General features: G+C 44.6%; 21 protein-coding genes. 17 read left to right on the forward strand and 4 right to left on the reverse strand.

The window, feature by feature from the left end; all coding sequences use genetic code 11:
• The first annotated feature begins 1 nt into the window (after position 1).
• From MKY66_RS16360 to MKY66_RS16380, 5 genes are all read left to right on the forward strand, one after another.
• On the forward strand, positions 2-1,543 hold the full coding sequence (locus MKY66_RS16360) for a response regulator (RefSeq protein WP_076215176.1): 1,542 nt from the start codon (positions 2-4) through the stop codon (positions 1,541-1,543).
• 153 nt (positions 1,544-1,696) lie between these two features.
• Positions 1,697-3,745, forward strand: a complete 2,049-nt coding sequence (locus tag MKY66_RS16365; RefSeq protein WP_256704315.1) for a glycoside hydrolase family 16 protein — start codon at positions 1,697-1,699, stop codon at positions 3,743-3,745.
• A 245-nt stretch (positions 3,746-3,990) separates the two neighbouring features.
• The gene (locus MKY66_RS16370; protein WP_076215179.1) at positions 3,991-4,197 is read left to right on the forward strand and encodes a helix-turn-helix transcriptional regulator; all 207 of its coding nucleotides are present in this window, start codon (positions 3,991-3,993) and stop codon (positions 4,195-4,197) included.
• Positions 4,198-4,638 carry a hypothetical protein gene (locus MKY66_RS16375; protein WP_076215182.1) on the forward strand — a complete coding sequence of 147 codons (441 nt, stop codon included), beginning with the start codon at positions 4,198-4,200 and terminating at the stop codon, positions 4,636-4,638.
• Between the two features lie 522 nt (positions 4,639-5,160).
• Positions 5,161-5,922: an AAA family ATPase gene (locus MKY66_RS16380; RefSeq protein ID WP_076215430.1), complete on the forward strand. Its 762-nt coding sequence runs from the start codon at positions 5,161-5,163 to the stop codon at positions 5,920-5,922.
• A gap of 536 nt (positions 5,923-6,458) precedes the next feature.
• On the opposite strand, the gene MKY66_RS16385 is transcribed toward MKY66_RS16380, so the two are convergent.
• On the reverse strand, positions 6,459-6,659 hold the full coding sequence (locus MKY66_RS16385; RefSeq protein WP_036673648.1) for a hypothetical protein: 201 nt from the start codon (positions 6,657-6,659) through the stop codon (positions 6,459-6,461).
• 300 nt (positions 6,660-6,959) lie between these two features.
• Between MKY66_RS16385 and MKY66_RS16390 the strand changes: the two genes are divergently transcribed.
• The 3 genes from MKY66_RS16390 to MKY66_RS16400 all read left to right on the forward strand — a co-directional run bounded on the left by MKY66_RS16390 (position 6,960) and on the right by MKY66_RS16400 (position 10,502).
• A complete protein-coding gene (locus MKY66_RS16390; protein WP_076215184.1) occupies positions 6,960-8,150 on the forward strand; it encodes a glycine C-acetyltransferase in 1,191 nt (396 codons plus the stop codon).
• A 37-nt stretch (positions 8,151-8,187) separates the two neighbouring features.
• Positions 8,188-9,147: an NAD-dependent epimerase/dehydratase family protein gene (locus MKY66_RS16395; protein WP_076215187.1), complete on the forward strand. Its 960-nt coding sequence runs from the start codon at positions 8,188-8,190 to the stop codon at positions 9,145-9,147.
• Between the two features lie 359 nt (positions 9,148-9,506).
• Entirely contained in the window at positions 9,507-10,502 is a 996-nt protein-coding gene (locus tag MKY66_RS16400) for a glycoside hydrolase family 43 protein (RefSeq protein ID WP_076215189.1), read from the forward strand.
• 704 nt (positions 10,503-11,206) lie between these two features.
• Here MKY66_RS16400 and MKY66_RS16405 read toward each other — a convergent pair.
• Positions 11,207-11,791 (reverse strand): TetR/AcrR family transcriptional regulator, encoded by a 585-nt coding sequence (locus tag MKY66_RS16405; protein WP_076215192.1) that lies wholly within the window; start codon positions 11,789-11,791, stop codon positions 11,207-11,209.
• Positions 11,792-11,948: 157 nt separating this feature from the next.
• Between MKY66_RS16405 and MKY66_RS16410 the strand changes: the two genes are divergently transcribed.
• Both MKY66_RS16410 and MKY66_RS16415 read left to right on the forward strand, forming a co-directional pair.
• Positions 11,949-12,638: an SDR family NAD(P)-dependent oxidoreductase gene (locus tag MKY66_RS16410; protein ID WP_076215195.1), complete on the forward strand. Its 690-nt coding sequence runs from the start codon at positions 11,949-11,951 to the stop codon at positions 12,636-12,638.
• Between the two features lie 39 nt (positions 12,639-12,677).
• Entirely contained in the window at positions 12,678-12,875 is a 198-nt protein-coding gene (locus MKY66_RS16415) for an NAD(P)H-binding protein (RefSeq protein ID WP_076215198.1), read from the forward strand.
• A 414-nt stretch (positions 12,876-13,289) separates the two neighbouring features.
• Here MKY66_RS16415 and MKY66_RS16420 read toward each other — a convergent pair whose 3' ends face one another.
• Positions 13,290-14,288, reverse strand: a complete 999-nt coding sequence (locus MKY66_RS16420) for a methyltransferase domain-containing protein (protein ID WP_076215203.1) — start codon at positions 14,286-14,288, stop codon at positions 13,290-13,292.
• Between the two features lie 871 nt (positions 14,289-15,159).
• Between MKY66_RS16420 and MKY66_RS16425 the strand changes: the two genes are divergently transcribed.
• The 3 genes from MKY66_RS16425 to MKY66_RS16435 all read left to right on the forward strand — a co-directional run bounded on the left by MKY66_RS16425 (position 15,160) and on the right by MKY66_RS16435 (position 18,153).
• Positions 15,160-16,737 (forward strand): glycoside hydrolase family 32 protein, encoded by a 1,578-nt coding sequence (locus MKY66_RS16425; protein ID WP_076215206.1) that lies wholly within the window; start codon positions 15,160-15,162, stop codon positions 16,735-16,737.
• Positions 16,738-16,855: 118 nt separating this feature from the next.
• Complete coding sequence (locus tag MKY66_RS16430; protein ID WP_339805270.1) at positions 16,856-17,884, forward strand: hypothetical protein; 1,029 nt, start codon at positions 16,856-16,858, stop codon at positions 17,882-17,884.
• A 131-nt stretch (positions 17,885-18,015) separates the two neighbouring features.
• A complete protein-coding gene (locus MKY66_RS16435) occupies positions 18,016-18,153 on the forward strand; it encodes a hypothetical protein (RefSeq protein ID WP_339805273.1) in 138 nt (45 codons plus the stop codon).
• Here the strand turns inward: MKY66_RS16435 and MKY66_RS16440 are convergent.
• The gene (locus MKY66_RS16440) at positions 18,128-18,973 is read right to left on the reverse strand and encodes a PIG-L family deacetylase (protein ID WP_076215215.1); all 846 of its coding nucleotides are present in this window, start codon (positions 18,971-18,973) and stop codon (positions 18,128-18,130) included. The two genes, MKY66_RS16435 and MKY66_RS16440, sit on opposite strands and share 26 nt — an antisense overlap.
• A gap of 112 nt (positions 18,974-19,085) precedes the next feature.
• On the opposite strand from MKY66_RS16440, the gene MKY66_RS16445 reads away from it, so the two are divergent.
• The 4 genes from MKY66_RS16445 to MKY66_RS16460 are packed head-to-tail and all read left to right on the forward strand — an operon-like array spanning position 19,086 to position 22,895.
• Positions 19,086-19,334: a phosphopantetheine-binding protein gene (locus MKY66_RS16445; protein ID WP_061828348.1), complete on the forward strand. Its 249-nt coding sequence runs from the start codon at positions 19,086-19,088 to the stop codon at positions 19,332-19,334.
• A 1-nt stretch (position 19,335) separates the two neighbouring features.
• Entirely contained in the window at positions 19,336-20,652 is a 1,317-nt protein-coding gene (locus tag MKY66_RS16450) for a hypothetical protein (protein ID WP_076215218.1), read from the forward strand.
• On the forward strand, positions 20,645-21,754 hold the full coding sequence (locus MKY66_RS16455; RefSeq protein WP_076215221.1) for a hypothetical protein: 1,110 nt from the start codon (positions 20,645-20,647) through the stop codon (positions 21,752-21,754). The genes MKY66_RS16450 and MKY66_RS16455 overlap by 8 nt, the downstream gene beginning before the upstream one ends.
• Positions 21,726-22,895: a radical SAM protein gene (locus tag MKY66_RS16460; RefSeq protein WP_076215224.1), complete on the forward strand. Its 1,170-nt coding sequence runs from the start codon at positions 21,726-21,728 to the stop codon at positions 22,893-22,895. Before MKY66_RS16455 ends, MKY66_RS16460 begins: the two co-directional genes overlap by 29 nt.
• Positions 22,896-22,943 lie beyond the last annotated feature (48 nt).

Consider the following 22,943-nt stretch of genomic DNA (forward strand, 5'->3'; position numbering starts at 1 on the left):
CATGATTAATATCCTGATTGTGGACGATCAAAAACACATTCGTGACGGCCTGCAGGCCATGCTGCATCAATTTCCTCTGGAGCTGAACAACATATACTGTGCCGCGAGTGGGATTGAGGCGCTGTCCCTATTGCGGCAACATTGCATTCACATCGTTATTACCGATATTATGATGCCCGATATGGATGGGTTGACGCTCATGGCTCAAACCAAAGAGGAATACATGGATGTGGAATACCTCATTATCAGCGGTTATAGTGATTTTACATATGCCCAAAAAGCGATCGGGCTTGGTGCAAAGGGTTACTTGCTCAAACCTTTGAAGCGAGAGGATCTGCAACATTCCCTGGAGCATGTATGGCAAGAGATCCAGACACGGCAGGCACTTACGCATAATATGCAGCGTGTATCCCGTCTTGCCCAAGAGACCGATCGTAAAGAATTAAGAATGTTTATGCAAGGTGCGTTAAGTGATGACGCATGGATCCTTCAGATTGAGGAACAAAATGATGCGTTATGGCGTAATTATCGTCTAGCCCTGCTGCGGGAAGAAGTTTGCATGAACCAGCCCGGAGCCAGCAGCGCCCATAGCATGGAAGCCATTGCTTATCGTGTGTTTGGCAGACAAGGTTGTATTTGCCTGCAACATCGCCCATACCTGATCCTTGCGGTGGATGCGTCCATAGATTCAAGTGTTTTGCCTGCAGCGCTCAAGGAAGGAAAGATCAATGTCATAACGGCCATGACTAACCCGATTCAGGGGTTAGGAGAACTACCCGACAGCTATACCCAAGTGCTTGAGCTCTATCGCCACAGTTACCTGTTTCCTGATCAGTACAGTATCTTCCCAGCACATATTGAGCATATGGAACAGCAGTGGCAACTTCCCTATGAAGACTTATACGAACTGTTCCAGTCGATTGGAACAGATAACAGCGGAACAATTACTCAGGGTATTTCTGCAATATTTCATAAAAAGGTGCTGCAACGTTATCCTATTCGCTATACCCAACAGCTCTGCGCCGCCACCGTTCAGATGATGGAGGAATACGAACGAGTTATCCGCCCCTATATGGGGGAAGAAGTGCTGGACCTTAAATCATTGCGTAATCTCTTTGATTATCAAGGGATGCGTGATTATATACAAGCACTGCAACAGCAGCTGCTTCGGCTGAATCAGTTATATTATGACTATAAGTGCAGCTATCGCCATTCGCAGGATCTAAACGAAGCCATTCGTTTTATACACGAGAGTTACCACAAACCGCTGGACCTCGCGATGGTATCCAATCATGTATCGCTTAATTATGCTTATTTTTCAAATCTGTTTAAGAAGAATATTGGTAAAGGTTTTGCTGAATACCTACGAGATGTGCGTCTGGATAAAGCGCGGCGGCTTCTCGCCGAAACCGATCATAAAATTGTGGAGGTGGCTGCTATGGTTGGATATGAAAGCTACAAAAGCTTTACACGCGCGTTCCGACTTGTGATGCAGATCCAACCCACAGAGTACCGACAGATGATGCGGCAGAAGGCAGATTGAATCAAAAGCCAAAAAAATGGGATACCACAAAAACAATTGTACCTTTTCAGCGAATTAATCTATTCGATAGAATAAAGATATCCCTTCATGTAAGCGATTTCCTTAATGCGCATGGATTGGGAGAAGCTATTATTCTATTAAAGGAGGGCAATTATGAAACCATCTCACTTTACGGCGAAACGGTTTATGAAAAAGGTACTCGGTATGTTCCTTGTGGTTGTGATGCTGGCTAGTATTGGCATACTGCCAACTTCAAAGGTTCAGGCAGCGGGAACTACCGTAACCTCAATGGAGTACTTCTCACCAGCAGACGGGCCTATTATTTCTAAATCTGGGGTTGGCAAGGCCAGCTACGGATTTGTTATGCCTAAGTTCAATGGAGGCTCTGCGACATGGAATGATGTTCACAGTGATGTGGGCGTGAATGTAAAAGTGGGAAACAACTGGGTTGATATCGACCAGGCAGGCGGTTATATCTATAACCAAAACTGGGGGCACTGGAACGATGGCGGCTTCAATGGTTATTGGTTCACCCTCTCCGCAACAACTGAGATTCAACTGTACTCCAAAGCGAATGGTGTTAAGCTGGAGTATCAACTTGTATTCCAAAACATCAACAAAACAACCATTACAGCGATGAATGCAACACAAGGTCCACAGATCACAGCAAGTTTCACAGGCGGTTCGGGCTTTACATATCCAACGTTCAACAATAATCCTGCGGTCACTTATGAAGCTGTTGCGGATGATTTGAAGGTGTATGTCAAACCTGTAAACAGCAGCACCTGGATTGATATTGACAATAACGCAGCCAGCGGATGGATCTACGATCACAACTTTGGCCAATTCACCGACGGTGGAGGAGGTTACTGGTTTAACGTAACGGAGTCGATCAATGTAAAATTGGAATCAAAGACTTCATCGGCTAATCTTGTTTATACCATTACGTTTAATGAACCTACAAGAAATTCATATGTCATTACGCCATACGAAGGAACAACCTTTACAGCAGATGCGAATGGTTCCATTGGGGTTCCGCTTCCCAAAATTGATGGGGGCGCGCCAATCGCCAAGGAACTGGGCAATTTTATATACCAAATTAACATGAATGGGCAATGGGTTGATTTGAGTAACTCCAGCCAGAGCAAATTTGCCTACTCCGGTAATGGGTATAACAATATGTCCGATGCCAACCAGTGGGGTTATTGGGCTGATCATATCTATGGTCTTTGGTTCCAGCCAATCCAAGAAAATATGCAGATCCGTATTGGATATCCGCTGAACGGAGAGGCGGGTGGAAATATTGGCAACAACTTCGTCAACTATACTTTCATCGGCAATCCAAATGCTCCGCGTCCGGATGTATCCGATCAAGAGGATATCTCAATCGGAACGCCAACCGACCCGGCAATCTCGGGCATGAACCTCATTTGGCAGGATGAATTCAACGGAACTACGCTGGATACAAGTAAATGGAACTATGAAACAGGATATTATCTCAATAACGATCCCGGTACTTGGGGATGGGGAAATGCAGAACTGCAGCACTACACAAACAGCACCCAAAATGTATATGTACAGGACGGGAAGCTGAATATCAAAGCCATGAACGACAGCAAATCTTTCCCACAAGACCCGAATCGGTATGCACAGTATTCTTCGGGAAAGATTAACACCAAGGATAAACTGTCCTTGAAGTACGGCAGAGTCGATTTTCGTGCCAAGCTTCCTACAGGTGATGGTGTATGGCCAGCACTGTGGATGCTTCCAAAAGATTCGGTATACGGCACTTGGGCTGCATCAGGTGAAATTGATATTATGGAAGCGAGAGGCCGTCTACCTGGATCAGTAAGCGGTACCATACACTTTGGTGGACAATGGCCTGGAAACCAGTATTCGGGCGGCGATTATCACTTCCCGGCGGGGCAAACTTTTGCAAATGATTATCATGTATACTCGGTAGTCTGGGAAGAGGACAACATTAAATGGTATGTAGACGGCAAGTTTTACTATAAAGTCACTAACGAGCAGTGGTATTCCGCAGCTGCACCGAATAATCCGAATGCACCTTTCGATGAGCCGTTCTACCTCATTATGAACTTGGCAATCGGCGGAAACTTTGACGGCGGCCGTACCCCGAACGCCTCCGATATCCCGGCGACTATGCAGGTGGATTATGTACGCGTGTATAAAGAACAGTAATTTGCGATTTTGGATAGAGCGAATGAAGATCAGATGGAACAGATGCTGGGCAAACCGGAGATCCTGAAATCTCATACTCTATAATTGGCTTACGACCGATTCCCAATATTTCTACCTGGGAATCGGTCGTTTAAATTTAGACTTGATCATGTGAGAGATACTTTTCTAATTAATGATAGTGCGGAGCCAGCTAATATTTGTAAATCATATAAAATGCAAAGTAAACATTGCAAGGACGTGATCACTTGAAGACAAAAATTGCAGAACTGCGTAAGCAGCATAAGCTGTCACAGGAAGAGCTGGGACGAATTGTTGGTGTTACCCGGCAAACCATCACCTCTCTTGAAAGGGGAAAGTATACGGCTTCCCTTATTCTTGCTTACAAAATTGCCAATTTTTTTGGACTCGCCATTGAAGATGTTTTTGATTTCAGCGAAGTGGAGGAAATGTAAATGGACAAGTACAAGATTAAAGTAAAAACTCGCAAAAACGTACTGTCACTGGTAGCCGCTGCTACCCTATTGATCTATGTAGGACTTATATTTTACCGAGGTGGACTACCCGATTTACCTAGTTTTATAAAGGGATTTCACACAGGCGCTTTTATCGGGGTTGAATTGGCCGTCGCTTTTTTCCTCGTCAGGTATATAAAAGCCAGTAATAATGAAGCCGAGCTGAAGAAGCAGTATATTGAGGAGAATGACGAGCGGAGTGTGATGATACTCCAGAGAGCCGGCACACTCAGCACAGCAATCATTCTCATTGGTCTGGGCATTGCCTCCGTGATCGCCGGTTTCTTTAATCCCTTGATATTCTACACCTTACTAACTTGCTTATTATTTGTTTTAATCGTATTTTTTGCACTGTGGATGTATTATGCGAGAGCAATTTAAGGTTTAGATCAAAGCAGTGGAAAGAGGTGAATGTTTACGGGTGTAGTTGTACTTGGTGCATATCGAGCGTTCCGTAATCGTGAGGTATTTTCGTGATTTGAAACACTATGAGGGAACATCATGTATTACACAATTAGGTCCGCAGATTCTGCGGACTTCTTTTCATATGAATAAGCATGGCAGTGTCCCGAGCTGAAGACAAGAACTTGGTTCCATTGCCAAAAGGACAAGAACATTGTGTCATTTCAGATTAGGTAGTTATCTAAATAGTAGCATGATGGAACTCCTATGGCGAGATAAAACCCACATTAATATAAGACTTCGTTTGAATAACGATTTTAAGAACATGGTACCGATGTCGATTAGAACATTTATCTGTTTAATTAAGCTAACGGGCAGAATAGTTTCGGTATGTGGTATTATTTGTTTGATGGAGTAAACTAAAGCTTGAGACAAACATGAGTAAGTATTTTTCAAAAAAGGTAAGTATAACAATCAAAGGCTTAAAAGGGAGTGAACTATATTAATATACAGCATCCCTATTTACGACAAATTCAGCTTAAGCGGCAAAAAGTACCCACCTATAATCGTTACCCCTTCGATTTGGCGGTTATTCGAAACCTAAATACTCTTGATTTCCACCCCAAGATAACCTATATCGTAGGTGAAAATGGAATGGGCAAATCAACACTGATGGAGTCCATTGCAGTCGCATGGGGATTTAACCCGGAGGGTGGGACGATCAACTTTTCCTTCTCAACCCAGGCTACTCACTCGAACTTATATGAATATATACAATTGATCAGAGGTCCGCGACGCCCGAGGGATGGCTTCTTCTTCCGGGCAGAGAGTTATTATAATTTAGCCACGACGATCGATGAGTTGGACAGCCAACCTTCATTTGCTCGCCCTATTATAGAATCGTATGGTGGCAAGTCCTTGCATGAGCAATCCCACGGAGAGTCGTTCTTTTCCACTTTCATTCATCGGTTCGGGGAGAATGGATTATATATACTGGATGAGCCTGAGGCTGCACTGTCTCCCCTTCGCCAAATGGCGATGCTGACACGAATCCATGAACTTGTTTTGCAAAACTCTCAATTTATAATTGCGACCCATTCCCCAATCCTTATGGCATATCCAGATTCGATTATTTACAATCTAAAGCCGGATGGTATTGAAGTCCAAGTATTGGAAGAAACCGACCATTATATGATTATGAAAGAGTTTGTGAATAACAAGGATCGGATGCTCAGAGAGTTGTTCGAAGAAGCTCAAGATTAAGCTAACGGGAAACGTTAGCTTAATCAAACTTAATAAGGCATCAAATTGATCAGCTACTGATTTTAACTAGCGGACTGACAACAGGGATCGTTGCAGAAATGTTGACGATCCTTTTTTGTATATGTTTACGTATGAGTATTTAAATCACGAAAAAGGGCTCCTCCGTAGACAATCTTACATGCTGTAAGCTTAGTAGAAGTGACTTTGTAGAACCATTCAAACGCTCTACACAGAGAAACAACGGATCGAACAGGAAAAACGGTACGGTATACTTCAACTACTTGAAGAACGGTTTATGCCCATTATATAAGCCTATTGGCAAGAAGATGGGGGGATGTATAACCATATTGGATTGTTATGGAAAAAAATGTATAGAAAGCCACTGCCTCTATATATTTTAAAACAGAAGATTCTATTTTCTGGCATGGGTGCTTGTAGGGGGAATGCATGTTTCATTATTTTCTGAAGATAAGCAGAAACATTGTTAGGATTGCTACTGCGAAGCATTCGTCCTAAATCGAGGAAGTATAAATATACTACTCACTATTTTCATCATCTAATCGCCGACGAAATATCAAAGCAGAAACAGCAAATATAATAAAAGATAATGTTGAAGCAACAGTAACCATCTTCAACACACTTCCTATTGGGGGGTTAAACAACAGAGCAATTGAGATGATTAAAACAGCACCTGTTAAACCCATTCCCAAAATCGAGATCGCTAAAATCTTGTTCATCAAATCACCTCACAGGTTGAAATAGAGTTTCTCATTGCATAATAATAGTTTAATACATGATGAATTAGTATAGAATGTAACAAAAAGTATAGCAAAGATCTAGTAGCGATTGCTTCCGAGAATGGGGAAGCAATCGCTATGTTTTTTTGCGGATTTTTTTATTTTTTGTCCGTCACATGTGTACAAAAAATAAAAATGATGATACATTGAAATTAGTTTATTTCCTTATTATAACAGGGTTTTTTTGAAGAATACTGTGTCTCCTGTACGAGGACATGCGTATATCGAGGAGGGAATGGAATGTCAAGTCAAGCATTGGACCAATTTTTAAGTTCGAACATCGAAGATCTAAAGACTAAAGGTCTATATAACGTCATCGATACGCTGCAGGGGGCAAATGGTCCTGTTATTCGTATCGACGGAAAGTCCCTAATCAATTTGTCTTCTAATAACTATTTGGGACTGGCAACAGATCACCGCCTGATTGATGCTTCAGTTAAGGCGTCGCAGACATACGGGGCAGGCGCAGGGGCTGTGAGAACAATTAATGGTACGATGGATCTTCATATTGAGCTTGAAGAAAAACTGGCCCGTTTCAAAAAAACGGAAGCCGTTATCGTGTATCAATCGGGATTTAACTGCAATATGGCTGCTATATCCGCGGTAATGGACCAGCATGATGCGATTTTATCAGATGAGCTGAACCACGCTTCGATTATTGATGGCTGCCGCCTGTCGAGAGCCAAGGTGATTCGCTTTAAGCATTCGGATATGAATGATTTAAGACAGCAGGCGAAAGATGCCAAGGAATCCGGTCAGTACCATAAAATTATGGTCATCACCGACGGGGTTTTCTCCATGGATGGTGATATAGCAAAGCTGCCTGAAATCGTGAAAATAGCAGAAGAATTCGATCTGATTACTTATGTGGATGATGCCCACGGTTCGGGTGTTCTCGGAGCAGGTGCGGGAACCGTGAAGCATTTTGGATTGTCCGACCGCATTGACTTTCAAATTGGTACTCTTTCCAAGGCGATTGGCGTTGTCGGCGGTTATGTGGCGGGTAAAAAACAACTGATTGAATGGTTGAAGCTGAGAAGCCGTCCGTTTCTGTTCTCGACATCGCTACCTCCGTCTGCAATCGCTTCTTGCAGCGCTTCTGTCGACATTTTGATGAATGACAAAGAGCTGATCGAGAAGCTGTGGGAGAACGGCAATGATTTGAAAAATGGCTTGAGCCGGCTTGGATATGATGTAGGCCAAAGCGAAACGCCGATCACACCTTGTATCATTGGCGATGAAGTAACCACCCAACAGTTCAGCAAACGGCTTTATGAAGAAGGCGTTTACGCCAAGGCAATCCTGTTTCCGACGGTTCCGAAAGGAACCGGAAGAATACGCAACATGCCGACAGCTGCCCATACCAAGGAGATGCTCGACCAGGTGATCTCCGTTTATGAGAAAGTTGGCAAGGAAATGAAGCTGATTTAGCTGCATTCGCGGGAGTACATTTCGGGAGGAATGTCTTATGTACAAGATTTTGGTGACCGGAGCACTAGGCCAAATCGGTTCTGAGTTAGTTGTTAAATTACGTGAAATTTATGGTGCGGATCACGTCGTTGCTACGGATCTCAGGTCATCCGCCCACGAAATTACCCGATCCGGGCCATTCGAGCTGCTGGACGTGACGAATGATAAGGCGATGTTCGAAATCGCCAAGCGGTACGAAGTTGATACCGTCATCCATTTGGCTGCGCTGCTGTCGGCTACCGCAGAGGAGAAACCGCTGCTTGCCTGGAATTTGAATATGGGCGGATTGATGAATGCACTTGAAATATCTAGGGAGCTCGGCTGCCAATTTTTTACTCCAAGCTCCATAGGATCTTTTGGTCCTTTGACTCCGAAAGACAATACCCCTCAGGATACGATCCAGAGACCCAATACGATGTACGGCGTGAACAAAGTGTCCGGCGAACTGCTTTGTGATTATTACTTTCACAAATACGGCCTGGATACTAGGGGGCTGCGATTCCCGGGTTTGATATCTTATATGACGCCTCCCGGCGGAGGAACGACGGATTACGCTGTGGAAATTTATTACGCAGCCGTGACGGCTGGCCGGTATACATCTTATATCGCTAAGGACTCAAACATGGACATGATGTATATGCCGGATGCCCTGAACGCTATCATCGATTTGATGGAAGCGGATTCTTCCCGGTTGATGCACCGAAATTCATTTAATGTCACCGCAATGAGCGTGGATCCGGAGGCGATCGCTGCAGCGATTCGGGATGAGCTTCCCGGCTTTATCCTCGATTATGACGTTGATCCGAAGAGACAGGCGATTGCCGATAGCTGGCCGCATTCCATTGATGCGACGGCAGCAAAAACAGAATGGGGATTTCATGCTCACTACGACCTGAAGGCCATGACGAAGGATATGCTTTCACAACTAAGCGAGAGACAAATGCTTCGCAAAGCTTAAAGTTATTATAAATTTACTGTACAAAGCGAGTAGAAATACAAAAGAAGCTGCATCAAGAGGAGGTTTGGCGTTACCCGGACCTTTTGTAGCAGCTTCTTTTTTCATCCCCCAGCTTGCCAGAAGAAATATGAAATCAAAATTAAATGTCCACCCAGGTAAGCAAAACGCGAGCAATTAGTGTATATTTCCAGTATATTGGAATGGAATAGGCGGGAATTGTACATATTTTCGGGGGAAGATCTTTAGTATGTGTATAGGAAAGAACAAGCAAGGCTTGTACAATAATATTAGAAATTGTAAACGCTTGCTTCACGCCCGAAACTGAAGGAGAACAATTCCAATACCAAAGGAGATGCCTTATGAATCAACAACAACTACCTAAGCCCCACCAGCCACTCGTAACCCACATCTTCACTGCGGACCCGTCCGCCCATGTCTACGAGGGCAAAATCTACATCTATCCTTCCCATGACCTCGATCATGACGAGCCGAGCAACGATAACGGCGACCAGTATAAAATGGAAGACTATCATGTCCTCTCGATGAACAACTTTGACTCCCCTGTGGTCGATCACGGCGAAGCGCTGCATCTGAGAGATATTCCGTGGGCCTCCAAGCAGCTCTGGGCACCGGATGCCGCTTATAAAAACAATACCTATTACCTGTTCTTCCCGGCACGGGACCATGACGGCATCTTCCGTCTGGGTGTGGCAACATCAGAGTCTCCGGCAGGCCCGTTCAAGCCGCAGCCGAATTATATGGAAGGCAGCTTCAGTATTGATCCAGCTGTACTGGTGGATGACGACAATCAGTCATACATCTATTTCGGCGGACTCTGGGGCGGACAGCTGGAGAAATGGCAGACCGGCAGCTTCATGCCAGATGCAGAAGGACCTGCTCCTGACCAACCGGCGCTTGGACCGCAAGTTGCACTGCTTAGCGACGACATGCTGTCCTTCCAGGGCAAGCCTGCCGAGATATCGATTGTCGATGAAGACGGGAATCCGATTCTGGCCGGGGATGAGGACAGGAGATATTTTGAAGGCCCATGGATGCATAAATATAACGGCTATTACTACCTGTCCTACTCTACAGGAACCACGCATAAGCTCGTATATGCGATCGGCAAGAACCCGACGGGACCATTCACGTTCAAGGGCGAGATTCTCTCTCCGGTTATCGGCTGGACAACCCATCACTCTATTGTGCAAGTTGAAGACAAGTGGTATCTGTTCTATCACGACAGCTCCCTGTCGGAAGGCGTCAACCACAAGCGCTGCGTTAAATATTCCGAGCTGAAATACAACGAAGACGGAACGATCCAGAAGATCAATCCTTATCCGGGTGCCGAGTAAACTGGCGGGGCTGCTTTTTTTGAGTAGAACAGTAAAACTATAGAGGACCATTAATCATAAGAAATCACTTAGAATATTTTGCAAACAATTGTTGTAATACTTCTTTTACCGTCATTGGTTTACGACCAAGTAGCATTTCTAAGTCCGTTGAATTGTTGACTGATTTTCCTTCACGGATACCTATTTGTGTCATTGCTAGCATGCTTGCTAATTGCTCAGGTACTTTACCTTTTAGCGTCTCGCCAAATGCTGCATCATCTACGTGCAGGAAAAGAAGAGACTAGGAAGAAAGAGGATTACGTTAACGGAAAATAATAGAACAATATAAGCAACAAAACAGCCGATCATTATGATCGGCTGTTTTGTTAAGTTAACGGGCAGGTAGTTGCTCTTAATAACTTAACACAAAACTAATGTTATCTTCGTATCTTAATGATTACTCTCATTCAAAGATGGCTTACGATGGTGAGAGGACAACTTGGACTGGCCATAAGGTAAATAGGTGATATCCGTCAGAAGAGCGAGACCAGGGATTCTTTTCTTGAAGTCTCTCTGCAAAAGGTGCACTGTTCTTTTCTTCTGAGAGGAACGACCAAACCGAATTTATACATCAATCTGCGAATTTATTTAAACGAACACATCCAAAATATAGTGAAACATATACAGATATGATATATACGTTTACCATTTAATTTGGTTTATTATCAAGTATCCTTCAGCAATTCAACCATGTTAGAATAGTGAATTTCACTAAGTTGCTCGATAAAGTTATCTACCCTGTAGTTCTCCGGTTCAACAATCCAGAGACAAATTACTCCTACCAATCCAGATATCATGTATTCGAGACCAATTTTTATCTTCTCATCGTGGCGATAATCGCCGATCCCCGAAAAAATGATCGTTTTAAACGCCTCTTTCAAGTATACGGAGAAGTTTGGATAAATATTTTGAGTGATCATTGTCTTAAAAAATATCATATTGGCTTCAATATTGTCGAAAATCGTTGTTAACATGGTAGCAAACATATCTTTATCCATCTCATGAATTGAACTCACTTCCAGGCTTAAGCAAGCATTTAAACTCTCCACGTTTTCCTGAAATAATTTCTCCATGAATTGAGGTTTATCTACATAGTGCAAATAAAATGTGTTGCGATTTATCATCGCTTCTTCGGCAATGTCCTGCACAGTAATTCGTTCATAGCCTTTGGTTTGTACTAATCTCAGAAACGCTTCTTTAATGGCTTTCCGCGTTTTGAGAATGCGCAGATCCACTTTATCTTTGCCCAATTCGTACTTCCCCTCCATAAATAATAGTCGGATTTATCAAAAGTGATGTTTAATTAACACATTGAACCATATCAACCATTGAGTCGTTTAAGTGTACGTTTTACAATTAAAACTGTCAATTGAACTCACTAACTCATTCATAAAAGGAGAATCATAAATGAAAACACTGGCGATTATTGGTGCAGGTAAGGGACTAGGATTATCTATTGCGAAGAGCTTTGGCAAGCATGGCTTCCAAGTGGCATTAGTTGCAAGAAATGCTGCAAAGCTGCAAGATATGGTGGATGAACTGAAAGCGGATGGTATCGAGGCATCTTATTTCGTAGCAGATATTTTTAACAAGGAACAGATTGAACAGGCTATGACCAACATGAAAGAAAAGTATGGTCTGATTGATGTGTTGGAATTCAGTCCAACAGCAGGCAATTATCCTCCCACTTCTGTATTGGAGTTAACGGCGGAGAACGCCAGGGACGCATTTGAGGCGAATGTGGTTAGTGCCATCCATGTAGTCAATGCTGTTCTCCCTGATATGCTCGCCAGGAAAGAGGGAGCCTTGCTCTTTACCTCAGGATTATCCGCCATGTACCCTGTGCCCATGATGGGGAATATCGGTATTGCTCTTTCAGGGTTACGCAATTATGTTGCTAATCTTCATACTTCATTGTCTGCTCAAGGGATTTTTGTGGGCCACCGCTCTTTAGGTTTATTGATCAAGGAGTCAGGTACTGGCGCAATTAATGATCCGGATGTAATTGCCGAGATGTGGTACCAGGCCTATGTAGAGAAAAACGTATGGGAAGAAGAGTATCCTAAGGGTGTTACCCCCGAAACCATTCTGTTTTAACATTGGTGATGATTTCTGCTTCTTTGCAGAGATGTGGAGGTGGATAACAAGAACATCACAGTATTTGGCTGTACGGGTAAAACCGGACGAGAAATCGTCCGTCAGGCGCTTGAGCACGGACACTTCGTAACGGCTTATGCTCGCAATCCACAAAAGCTTGAACATCTTCAGATGAAAATGGCTAAAGATCTCGATTCATCCCGAGAAAAAGCAAGAAATCGGTTAGCTCCACTTTGAGCCTAAGGCAATCTAGAGATTAAGCTAACAGGAAACTATAACTCAAAATACAAAGAAGCAGCTGTTCAATATGATCGGCTGCTTTTGTTCAATAATGGGCAGGCCGAATTGGGGGATAGGCCAGAGATCGGAGCGCAGGTGGGCAGCCTGTCTGCGCTCCGCGGTTCTGGCCCTTACGGTCATCGTACCGGTTTATCCGGCAGAACGCGCATCGGCGGCCTCGGCTACGCTGGCCTCGCAAGGAGGGTTTACGCAGGATCAACTCGACGGATTGGCTTATCTGAACGAGATCCATAGAATCGAGCCAGCGGTCATGAGGTAGCTTTCGCCTCATGACGTACAGTCGAATGAGAGCTCCCTCTTTACAAGCGTATGCTTGCACTGCGGACACGCCCAGTTAACGTCTGTTAATGGTCAAGCATTACTCACCGCTGCTCCTCCTTCAACCATAGCTAGGCTCTCCTTCGGTGCCGGAGGCATCTTCACCAAATGGACAATTTTGAATACTCTTCTACCTGCGACCATATCGGTATGATTTTGCGTGCCGGGTGCCTCCAGCCATTCCCATACTCGATCTTCCCCTTCTAAGGAGCCTTTAAGCGCGTGCAGGCGGGTTTCCAGAGCATCGTCTCCCGATTGTAATACATTGCCTGTAATATCCCGGATCAAAGAGGTGTGAAAGCCTAGTCTTTGCCACTGCTCTTCATAGTGTGGCACGTCGGAAGCGCTCATAATATCCGCGTACAAAAATGTCCCACCTGGCTTTAATACACGGTAGGTCTCCGTAAAGAACAGCTCAATATGAGGATACAAATGCGAGGACTCGATGTTCAGCACAATGTCGCAGCTTTCCGTTTTAACAGGCAGCTGCTCCGCGTCGCCAATACAATAGTAAGCCTGCTCATATCGGTTATTCCTTTGGCAAAATTGAATATTGGACGGTGTCAGATCAATGCCGACCACGCTGCCGGTCCCATAGTTTTTGCATAGCTCGCTCACGTTGCCTCCCCGTCCACAACCGATTTCCAGGATATCCTTGCCTGAAACATCCAGGCCGCCAATAATTTCGCGAAGCAGCTGGATACTGCTGTGGTTAATACCTTGAAGGCCGCCCGGTAGTTCGTTATCGGATGCATAACCCCAGTTAATAAAGGTGGAAAATCTGGACAGTCTTTTCTCCTCAAGCGATTGGTTAATAGAGTCAAACATGCCGATGATCGCTTCCTTTTGCGCCGCGCCTTCGGCAAGCTTCTCCGCTACAGGACGGTCAATTAACATACTTGCGAGACCCTCTTCCCAGGCGTATTCGAGGCCGCAGGTCTTGCAGATCAAACAGTTGTCCGCTTCATAAAGATCACTCTTGCATTCAGTGCATACCAGGGTAATACCGGACAAAGGCCAAGTCGTTTTCATATCTACATCTCCTCATCGTTTTAGCCGCTATCGCTGCTATAATTATTTATCGTCTTACTCCATATCAAACGGACACTTACCAGAAGAAGCATAATCTTTACTCCCCATTTTAATTTCAAGAATATGGATTTAATATACAACTTTCATACATATGTTTCCAGTTATAATTTAGAATAGTGATGAATAATCTCTGCCAACGTGTCGAGGGACAAGAACATTGCACCATTTAAAGTTACTATTGGATAGGATTTGATAGATAAAAATATAATGAGTTTTAACAATGAAAAAAATGACCTCTAAATCATTGCGGAGGGTTGGGACTGGCTATAAAAGCATTACAAAGCACAAACGCATAAAGCCAAAAGGCACCTGAAACCGTAATTTGGTTTTTGGTGTCTTTTGTATTAAGACTGTAGTGAGCCACCTCGTCAACGATATCACCTTACCCTAGACGCGATGAACTCCAAAATCAGCGAAGTGTCCACCATGATGGATCATATTGTTTAGTAGACCTCGCACGTGGTGGTACATTTGGGTATTCAATAGTTTACATTTTATTTACTGAATAATTAAATGCGAAAGGACAACTCAAATAAAAATGGATTTTTTCAGATGAAACACTATAAAATTGTGCATATGTAAACTAAAAAGTTTATTTTTATTTAAAAAATAATGTTAATGTAAAAAAATAGTTTGACATTTGTACACACGTGGATTATTTTGTTAAATATGGGCATGTTGTTTTTGGTGCTCTTGTAGTTTTTCTTGGTTGCTTCTTTAGAAAGGTGGACTTAATCTGTCCCGAACGAGTTGAATCAAGTCTAATATGGATCTTATTTAAACCCAAAGGAGCGTGAGCAACATTAACGAAATGCACTTATCAGATGATATTAGCAGCAGAAAAGGATCAGGAAATCTGTATTACAGGGAGACATATAGGCCCCAATTTCATTATTCACCTGGGGAGAATTGGATGAATGATCCTAACGGCATGGTTTACTATGAAGGTGAGTACCATCTGTTCTACCAACATACCCCACATGATACGCAGCCTGACTTCGGCAATATGCATTGGGGGCATGCGGTAAGTGAGGATTTGGTACACTGGGAGGAACTCCCACCAGCTATCCCGCCGGGGGAAGACGGAGCAATCTTTTCGGGAAGTGCAGTGGTTGATAAGAACAACACAAGCGGTTTTTTCAGCGAAGAAGGATCAGGATTAGTTGCAATTTATACGAATGAGGGCAACGTGGCTCAGCCCGGCAAACCACAGGTGCAGAGCATCGCTTACAGCAGGGATAAAGGTCGAACTTGGATAAAATATGAAGGTAACCCTGTTTTGTTCCCAACGAAAACGCTAGACTTTCGTGATCCGAAGGTGTTTTGGCATGAAGAATCGTCAATGTGGGTTATGGTTCTTGCCGTAAGAGACCGCGTCGAATTTTACACGTCTTCGAATCTGAAGGAATGGTCTTTTGCAAGCGATTTCGGTTCCGATATTCCGGGTATCCATCGAGGGATATTTGAATGTCCTGAGGTATTTAAAATCCAAGTGGATGAGGATCCCAATATCACTAAGTGGGTTCTGATGCTAAGTGTCGGGGATAGAAATGGTGTGAATCCAAACGATTCAGAACCACCGGCAGGCGGTTCTGGCATGATGTATTTCATAGGGAACTTTGATGGTAGTTCATTCACACCAGATGATACGTTGGAATCTTTAGAGGCTATCAGATGGGTAGATTACGGATCTGACTTTTACGCGGCCGTGACCTGGGATGGTATTCCGAAAGAAGATGGACGAAAGATTTGGGTCGGTTGGATGAACAACTGGCGTTATGCTTCAGCTCTTCCTTCAAAGGAATGGCGTGGACACATGTCAATCCCCCGAGAGATAAAGCTTAGGAAGTTTTCGGAGGGAATTCGCTTAATTCAAACACCCATAAGTGAATTAAGTCAGCTAAGAAAAACAACTTTGTTGTCTCTTCAAGACTTGACGATTAAACCAGATATGAACGTTTTGTCTGCTATCTCTGCTGCAAAGGTGGAAATTATTGCGGAATTTGAAATCGGTACTGCCGTGGAATTTGGGTTCAAGGTGCGAAAGTCTTCCTCTTCCACTCAGGAGACAATCATCGGATATGATGTCTTGAATGAGGAGTTGTTTGTCGATCGGACGAAGTCCAATGCCACTGATTTTCATCCCGATTTTGCTGCAAAACATAAGGCTCCTATGAAGCCAGAGCATGATCGGATACAGTTGAGCATTTACGTTGATTGGTCTAGTGTGGAGGTCTTCGGAAATAAAGGAGAAACAATTATTTCAGACATGATTTTCCCTGACTTGGAAAGTAGAGGGTTAGAACTCTATTCCCTTGGCGGAGAACTAAAGGTCGTGTCGCTTCAAATCAATGATCTGGTAAGCATTTGGGAAAATAGAACTGTTTAGATTTTATTGAATCGACGAATGGTTACTTCCCGATTTTGGGCACCTGGATCTGAACTTGGTGTCCAAAACTAATTAAATCTACCAAGGGGGTGCCTAATTGCGATCCAAGATATTACCGATGCAGTATCCGGCCGTCACCTCGTGGCAGTGGCAGGCAAATACGTTTGCCGTCCTAGCCAATTACCCGCAAGCAAAGCCGTGGATTATGACACATTTCATTCCGCTCCAGCTCACCTTAAATTTAAATGAGGGAAGTTCCTACGTGGACTTCTACCGTACTCCTACCTTTGAATTTTGTCCTTGGCTGCTTCGCCAACATTTAAGTCGTCAGTTGGTCCGAAATTTCAACAAGGATATATGTACTTTTCTGATGGATTGTATAGACATGAATAATTATATTTATTTGCTTCTTGATCACGCGCAGTTTTTGGATATTGAAACTTTCTTCTCACATGACTCATTTATTTTTGGTTATGACGAGGAGAAGGACATATTTCATATCGCCGATTTTACATTCGAGGGGGGTAAATACTCATTTAACGAAATCACATTTGAGCAAATGAGACGTGCCTACGAGGGAATCGATGACGATGGAGATTGGTTGTATGCGTGGAAGGGTGGTCTCTCTCTGTTACAGTTCAACGAGCGAGCAGCTTATGACTTTAATCTAAACTATGTTATTGAGCACCTTAAGGACTATTTAAATGGAGAAAATCCCGCCGACAAATACAGAGAGTTGGGTTATATAACAAATCCATGTGTATGTGGAATTCGTGTGTATGACGAGCTGATTTTGGATATAACCCGCATACGCAGTGGACAAATTGAGGAAGATAATCGCCCGTTTCAAGTGATCTATGATCACAAGATCTTGATGTTGGAACGAATTGACTTCATGAATCAAACTGGTGTTCTAAGGGGAAGTAATCAGCTCAGGGTTCGCTATCAGACGATTGCCGACGATGCCCTATTAGCGCGAAATTTGATTATCAAATATTCACTGACGAAAAACGAAGATAACCTCAAAACAGTGGAAGTGTTAATTAGGCGTATTCAAGCCTGTGAGCGCGAGGCTATTGAACTTATGATCTACAACTTGAGCCTTGTGTCCAACATAACTCCAATGGGCGTAGAGGAGGAGGTCTAATGTTGAGAAAACAACCCTGTTTGGAACGCATCCAAAACCTTATTCATCAAAAGATTCCAGACTACGACAAACAACGCATAAACGCTAATTCGTTACTTAAAGAGATATGGATCCAAATGAGTTCTATGCAGATGATTACATTCGTCGTGGAGCTCGAAGCCGAATTCGGTCTAGAGCTCCCGGACGAACTGGTAGGTAATATGACAGGCAGTCATCTAACCCTTAGCGACTTGGCTGATCTTATTAAAAGTCACCAGGAATGCTTATAGCAAGCGGTACTTGATCATGCACACTCACAACATGCAGTCTGAAGCAATATGAGTTTGGATCAGGCTGATGCTCTGGCGGACGGGACGAATGCGAATGTTGAATCACTTGTCTAAGCATCTCCCATCGGGAGTGCCATAATAGACGGATCTGGGAGCGGTATTCCAGGATGGCCGCAGTCTTCTGTTTCAAACTGCACTTGGGAAGCGAAATGTAGACTGGATGTAGATTCCGGGCTAGGTCAATTTCCCATTTTATATCTTGACCATAGTTTAGATACGGTAGATCTTCGTAGTAAATCAAACGGGCAGAGACTTCCAGATTACTAATACTTCGTACAGCTTGTTCGGCCGCAACCCGCACGATACCGTGATCCACATGTCTGCCGATTGCAAGCGGAATATAAATATGATCGTAGTCCGTAAGACAGAGTCGTGTCAAAAGTACTTCTGTTGCCTCAGAAATCACGTCCAGCTCGGTCTCGTAGTCACTACGGAACAGATCGTCCAGCTTTTCATATGAGGGGGCACCGCTGCGATCTTTACGATAGATACATTCCTGCATGTCCAGATGAATCGTGTCCACATCGAGAAGATCACATGCACTAATGTCCTCTTCTCGCCGTACCTTCATCACGTCGGAGCTTAGTCCGAACTTTTTGTGCAGGATGCGAGCAAGTAAGGATAGATCTGTGCCAGTACCAGTGAAAACAGTTGCTATGGTCACATGATAGCCAGCACGAACAAGCGAATCGATATAATCGCCGCAAGAAATAATAGCATCGTCCAGATGGGCGGAGACAAACAGACAGTGGTGATTCAAGGCTTCAAGACCTCCCTTTAACAGCAATAAGAAATATATTACTATTATACCTTTTATTTAACTATTTGGGATTAAATAAAAATCGAGACTGCAAATTGAAAGGATGACGTTTATGTTTGAAACATTAAAAAATATCATTGCAACTGTGCTCGAGGATGACTCGCTTCGTGAAACTCTCACAATGGAGAGCGACCTGATTAACGACGTCGAGTTAGATTCCCTACAGATGATAACGTTTATTCTCGGCGTTGAAGATGCTTTTGGGGTGGAGATCGTTTACGAGGACCTGGACTTGGCTTGTCTGCGCTCAATCGGTGCCTTCATGGCATTCCTAAAAGGCATGAATCAAGAGGTCGGGTAGTATGTTGGTTGCCAGCACTTTTGATTCGGAAACCTATTGGCGTGAAGAAGGGAGTAGCAGGTTGCCTTTTATTCCTGATCCTTCACGGTCGCGGGTCGTAATGGCTATGGATGAATTGCTGGCTTCCTTATGTGGCCCGGAGGACACACTGTTGACCCGCTTTGAGATGGATGAGGCGCACATGGATTATTTGGCGCACATCGGCTTTCATTTTAAACAGCTTAGTGCGAATGTCCCAAGCCATGAACCAAATCTGTTTCGTGCTCTGTACGAAGTTCCAGAGACCGACGAGAGGCTGAAGCAGTTTAGTGAAATGACTCCCTTTTCAGTCGTACCTTACGCTCACGAGCTTCTCGACAGGTACAACTATTCGAACAAACTGCCCACCCTTCAAGATGTTAAACGAGTAAATTCTAAGTTGTATTCTGCCGATCTTGCTAAGAGACTTCTGGGCAGCTCCTATAGCCAGCCAGTGTTCAGCGCGGATGAATTGGCTGCAGTAGGGCGAGAGCTTATGGGGTTGTCGAATGGGGTCCTGTTAAAAGACCCCTTTGGCGTAGCTGGAAAAGGCAATATGTTGTTTAAAAACCTATCATCTTTGGAACGTGTAGTAAGCTATTTGCGCAAACAAGAGCAAGCTGGTTCCTCAACGGCGTTTCTTGTCGAGCCGTTCCTTGACGTGGAATATGATTTTTCCTGCCAATTTTCAATTGATGAGAGCGGGTCGTACCAGATCATCGGCTTGCAGCAAATCATCAATCGACAGTTTGCTTATGTGGGGTCACAAGTGATGCAGGAGGAGAACAGTCATTCGCTAATACGGAACGGTTATTTCGATGTCATTGAGAAGCTTGCTTCCTCACTATACAAGGACAGGTACTTCGGCCATGTTTGTGTAGACTCCATGATACTAAAGGACGGCACAATCGTGCCGATTGTAGAAATCAATGCCCGTCAATCGATGGGACTGGTCAGTCATCGACTGGGCGAACGGCTGGAAAATGGGAAGCACGGGACATTTACGTTCCGAACGGTAGGCAGTCGCCATCGGTTTGATTACGGGCAGTGGCTGCGGCAGCTGGATGATGACGGCGTTTTATACCCTAATCATACCGGTGGGGGCATCATCCCGCTTTCCCCGGCGTGCATGTTTGCTGGCTATGGGGAATCAGATTACCCACAGACATTAAGCGAAGGCAGTTTCATCAAGGGTAGGCTTTATCTGTTTGTAATCGCGCGAGATGTACAGGAGCAGAAAAGTTTAATCGACAAGCTAAAGGAACGTTTTGAAGTCCAGGGAGGCAAGTGGTATGGATAGTCATTTGAAGCCTTGTGTCACTATACTTGGATCCGGTAACTCACTAGGTGTGTACATGCCCGCCGTACAGCTAGGCATTTACCTGGAGCGTTCCGGCATTTCAAACGAAGTCTGTGTGCTCGAAAATGTGTATGTCGACGGCGTAAAGAACAAAGTGCCGGCTTATCGTAAAGCCTTTCATGATAATTTCGCTATCGCTCGGAAGAGTGTGGAGTTGGCTCGCGATATTTCAGATTGCCTGGATCCCACCAAGGTACAGCTGCTGCTGGAAGATTGGTCCCGTGAGCGCCGGACGTCGTTCATTGCGTTGACTGGGTTCTGGATCCCGATTTTGGAACAATATGAACGCTTTGTTGGAACTCGGCTCGAGGTCGACATGCTTCATCTCGATGCTGCGCTTTCGCCATCTTATTTGGTCTATGGATCTCGAAGCGAGCGGTACAACCACATTTGGTTTTACGAACCGACCAAGAAGCGTTTTGAATTACAACTTCCGATGACGGACGAAGCACCGATCCCGTTTCGCCAGCGAGAAGAGAGGTTGGTGGTCCATGGTGGCGGCTGGGGGATTGGGACCTACCCGCAGGCTGTTAGAGACCTGCTTGAAGGCGGTATGGAGCTGGATGTTCTGGCTTATTTTGACGAGGATATCCAGCCTGATCCACGCATTTGCTATTATCGGAACGACCCCTCGTGGAGTCCGTGGCTGAGGAATAGACGGGGGGAGTTCGGTTTTCCTCCATTTGCTCAGATCCAACATGGAGAGACTCCCATTTACTTAGACAGCGGAACTGTTCCCCTGCTATTTGAACGAATTCGCCGTTGCACAGCCATTGTCAGTAAGCCGGGTGGCTATTCCTTGATGGAATCGTTCGCCGCTGCGACGCCTATGGTTTTTCTTGAACCCTTTGGAAGACACGAAACCGCCAATGCTGATTATTGGATTAAGCAAGGATTTGGCGTGTCCTTTACGGATTGGAAGATGCAGGGATTCAACATCGAGATATTGGAACGTGCTCATTGTAACCTACTACAAGCCCGCGAGCATTGCAAAACTTATGGAGGTGTACATTATGCAACCCAAAACGAGTCGGAAGTTTGATGAGCGTGTGTTTAACGATCTGAAGCGTACAATTATGAATATGTCCCGGGTCAGTCGGCTTCGAGCGACCGATAGTCGCTATGCGATGGAGATCCCGGAAGATATCGGGATCAAGCTGAACAACGGGTGCAACTTGCGTTGCAAGCATTGCTACGAGTGGAACGCGGACGGCTTTCACTGGGACATGTCCAAGGAGGAGCAAGGTAAAGAAATCGATGTCGCGTTGGTCGATAAGCTCCTTGCCTTCACCCATGAGAAGAAGTCGAAAGTTTATCTTTGGGGCGGAGAGCCGCTGTACCATAGCAAGTTCGATCAGATTGCGAATCTGCTGGAACGCGATCAGCGTACGACGACGATTTGTACTAACGCGATTCTTCTGGAGGAAAAGTTAGATTCACTGCTTAAGATTGGTGAGGGACTTGTCGTACTAGCCAGTCTGGAGGGATTCGAGGCAGAGAACGACGCGATTAGGGGCAGAGGGACCTACAAAAAGGTGGTTAGTGCCATAGAACGTCTGCTGGAGTTGCAGCGTCAGGGCATTTTCAAGGGCAGAGTATCCGTCAGCTTGACGATGAATGATCTCATGATTCCCAAAATGTTTGATTTTATGAAGTTTTTCGAGGAGATGGGCGTGGATTCGGTCTACTTTGTATATCCGTGGTATATCGCACCTGAGTCTGCTCAGGAGATGGACCATTTCTTCATCAAAGAGTTTGATTGGCTGGATCCAATCCGTCAGGGTAGCTGCAGTTGGAATTCATTCACTTATCATATCTCCGGCGAGAAGGTGGGGGCACTCAAGGAGGAGGTTCTCCGCATCTCCGAGCAAACATGGGGAAGCCGGGTTCGATTTATGCCCGCATTGGAGCAAGACGAGATAGAGGATTTTGTCACTGGCGTGCAGAGAACCGGGATGAAGCGGAAGGAATGCTTGGCGATCTCCACCCGAATGGACGTATTGCCGAGCGGAAACGTCACTCCGTGCAAGTTCTTTCCTGAGATGGCGGTCGGCAACATTAGTGATGTGGATGTGAAGGAGGTTTGGAAGGGAGAAAATTTTGCCAAACACCGAGAGGTATTAGCTTGCGGACTGATGCCGGTCTGTTCCCGATGCGGGTTACTTTATCATTATGGCCGGTAAACGTTATCGTCCACCTTCTAGTTCGATTTTCATTGTTAAGGAGGAGCG

It is taken from the genome of Paenibacillus sp. FSL R5-0766, from assembly GCF_037971845.1.
Lineage (GTDB): Bacteria > Bacillota > Bacilli > Paenibacillales > Paenibacillaceae > Paenibacillus.

Bases quoted from the DNA above. Each gene is read 5' to 3' on its own strand.
- MKY66_RS16360 (WP_076215176.1), top strand. From the start codon at position 2: ATGATTAATATCCTGATTGTGGACGATCAAAAACACATTCGTGACGGC.
- MKY66_RS16365 (WP_256704315.1), top strand. From the start codon at position 1,697: ATGAAACCATCTCACTTTACGGCGAAACGGTTTATGAAAAAGGTACTC.
- MKY66_RS16375 (WP_076215182.1), top strand. From the start codon at position 4,198: ATGGACAAGTACAAGATTAAAGTAAAAACTCGCAAAAACGTACTGTCA.
- MKY66_RS16385 (WP_036673648.1), bottom strand. From the start codon at position 6,659: ATGAACAAGATTTTAGCGATCTCGATTTTGGGAATGGGTTTAACAGGT.
- MKY66_RS16390 (WP_076215184.1), top strand. From the start codon at position 6,960: ATGTCAAGTCAAGCATTGGACCAATTTTTAAGTTCGAACATCGAAGAT.
- MKY66_RS16395 (WP_076215187.1), top strand. From the start codon at position 8,188: ATGTACAAGATTTTGGTGACCGGAGCACTAGGCCAAATCGGTTCTGAG.
- MKY66_RS16400 (WP_076215189.1), top strand. From the start codon at position 9,507: ATGAATCAACAACAACTACCTAAGCCCCACCAGCCACTCGTAACCCAC.
- MKY66_RS16410 (WP_076215195.1), top strand. From the start codon at position 11,949: ATGAAAACACTGGCGATTATTGGTGCAGGTAAGGGACTAGGATTATCT.
- MKY66_RS16420 (WP_076215203.1), bottom strand. From the start codon at position 14,288: ATGAAAACGACTTGGCCTTTGTCCGGTATTACCCTGGTATGCACTGAA.
- MKY66_RS16425 (WP_076215206.1), top strand. From the start codon at position 15,160: ATGCACTTATCAGATGATATTAGCAGCAGAAAAGGATCAGGAAATCTG.
- MKY66_RS16430 (WP_339805270.1), top strand. From the start codon at position 16,856: ATGCAGTATCCGGCCGTCACCTCGTGGCAGTGGCAGGCAAATACGTTT.
- MKY66_RS16435 (WP_339805273.1), top strand. From the start codon at position 18,016: ATGATTACATTCGTCGTGGAGCTCGAAGCCGAATTCGGTCTAGAGCTC.
- MKY66_RS16445 (WP_061828348.1), top strand. From the start codon at position 19,086: ATGTTTGAAACATTAAAAAATATCATTGCAACTGTGCTCGAGGATGAC.
- MKY66_RS16450 (WP_076215218.1), top strand. From the start codon at position 19,336: ATGTTGGTTGCCAGCACTTTTGATTCGGAAACCTATTGGCGTGAAGAA.
- MKY66_RS16455 (WP_076215221.1), top strand. From the start codon at position 20,645: ATGGATAGTCATTTGAAGCCTTGTGTCACTATACTTGGATCCGGTAAC.
- MKY66_RS16460 (WP_076215224.1), top strand. From the start codon at position 21,726: ATGCAACCCAAAACGAGTCGGAAGTTTGATGAGCGTGTGTTTAACGAT.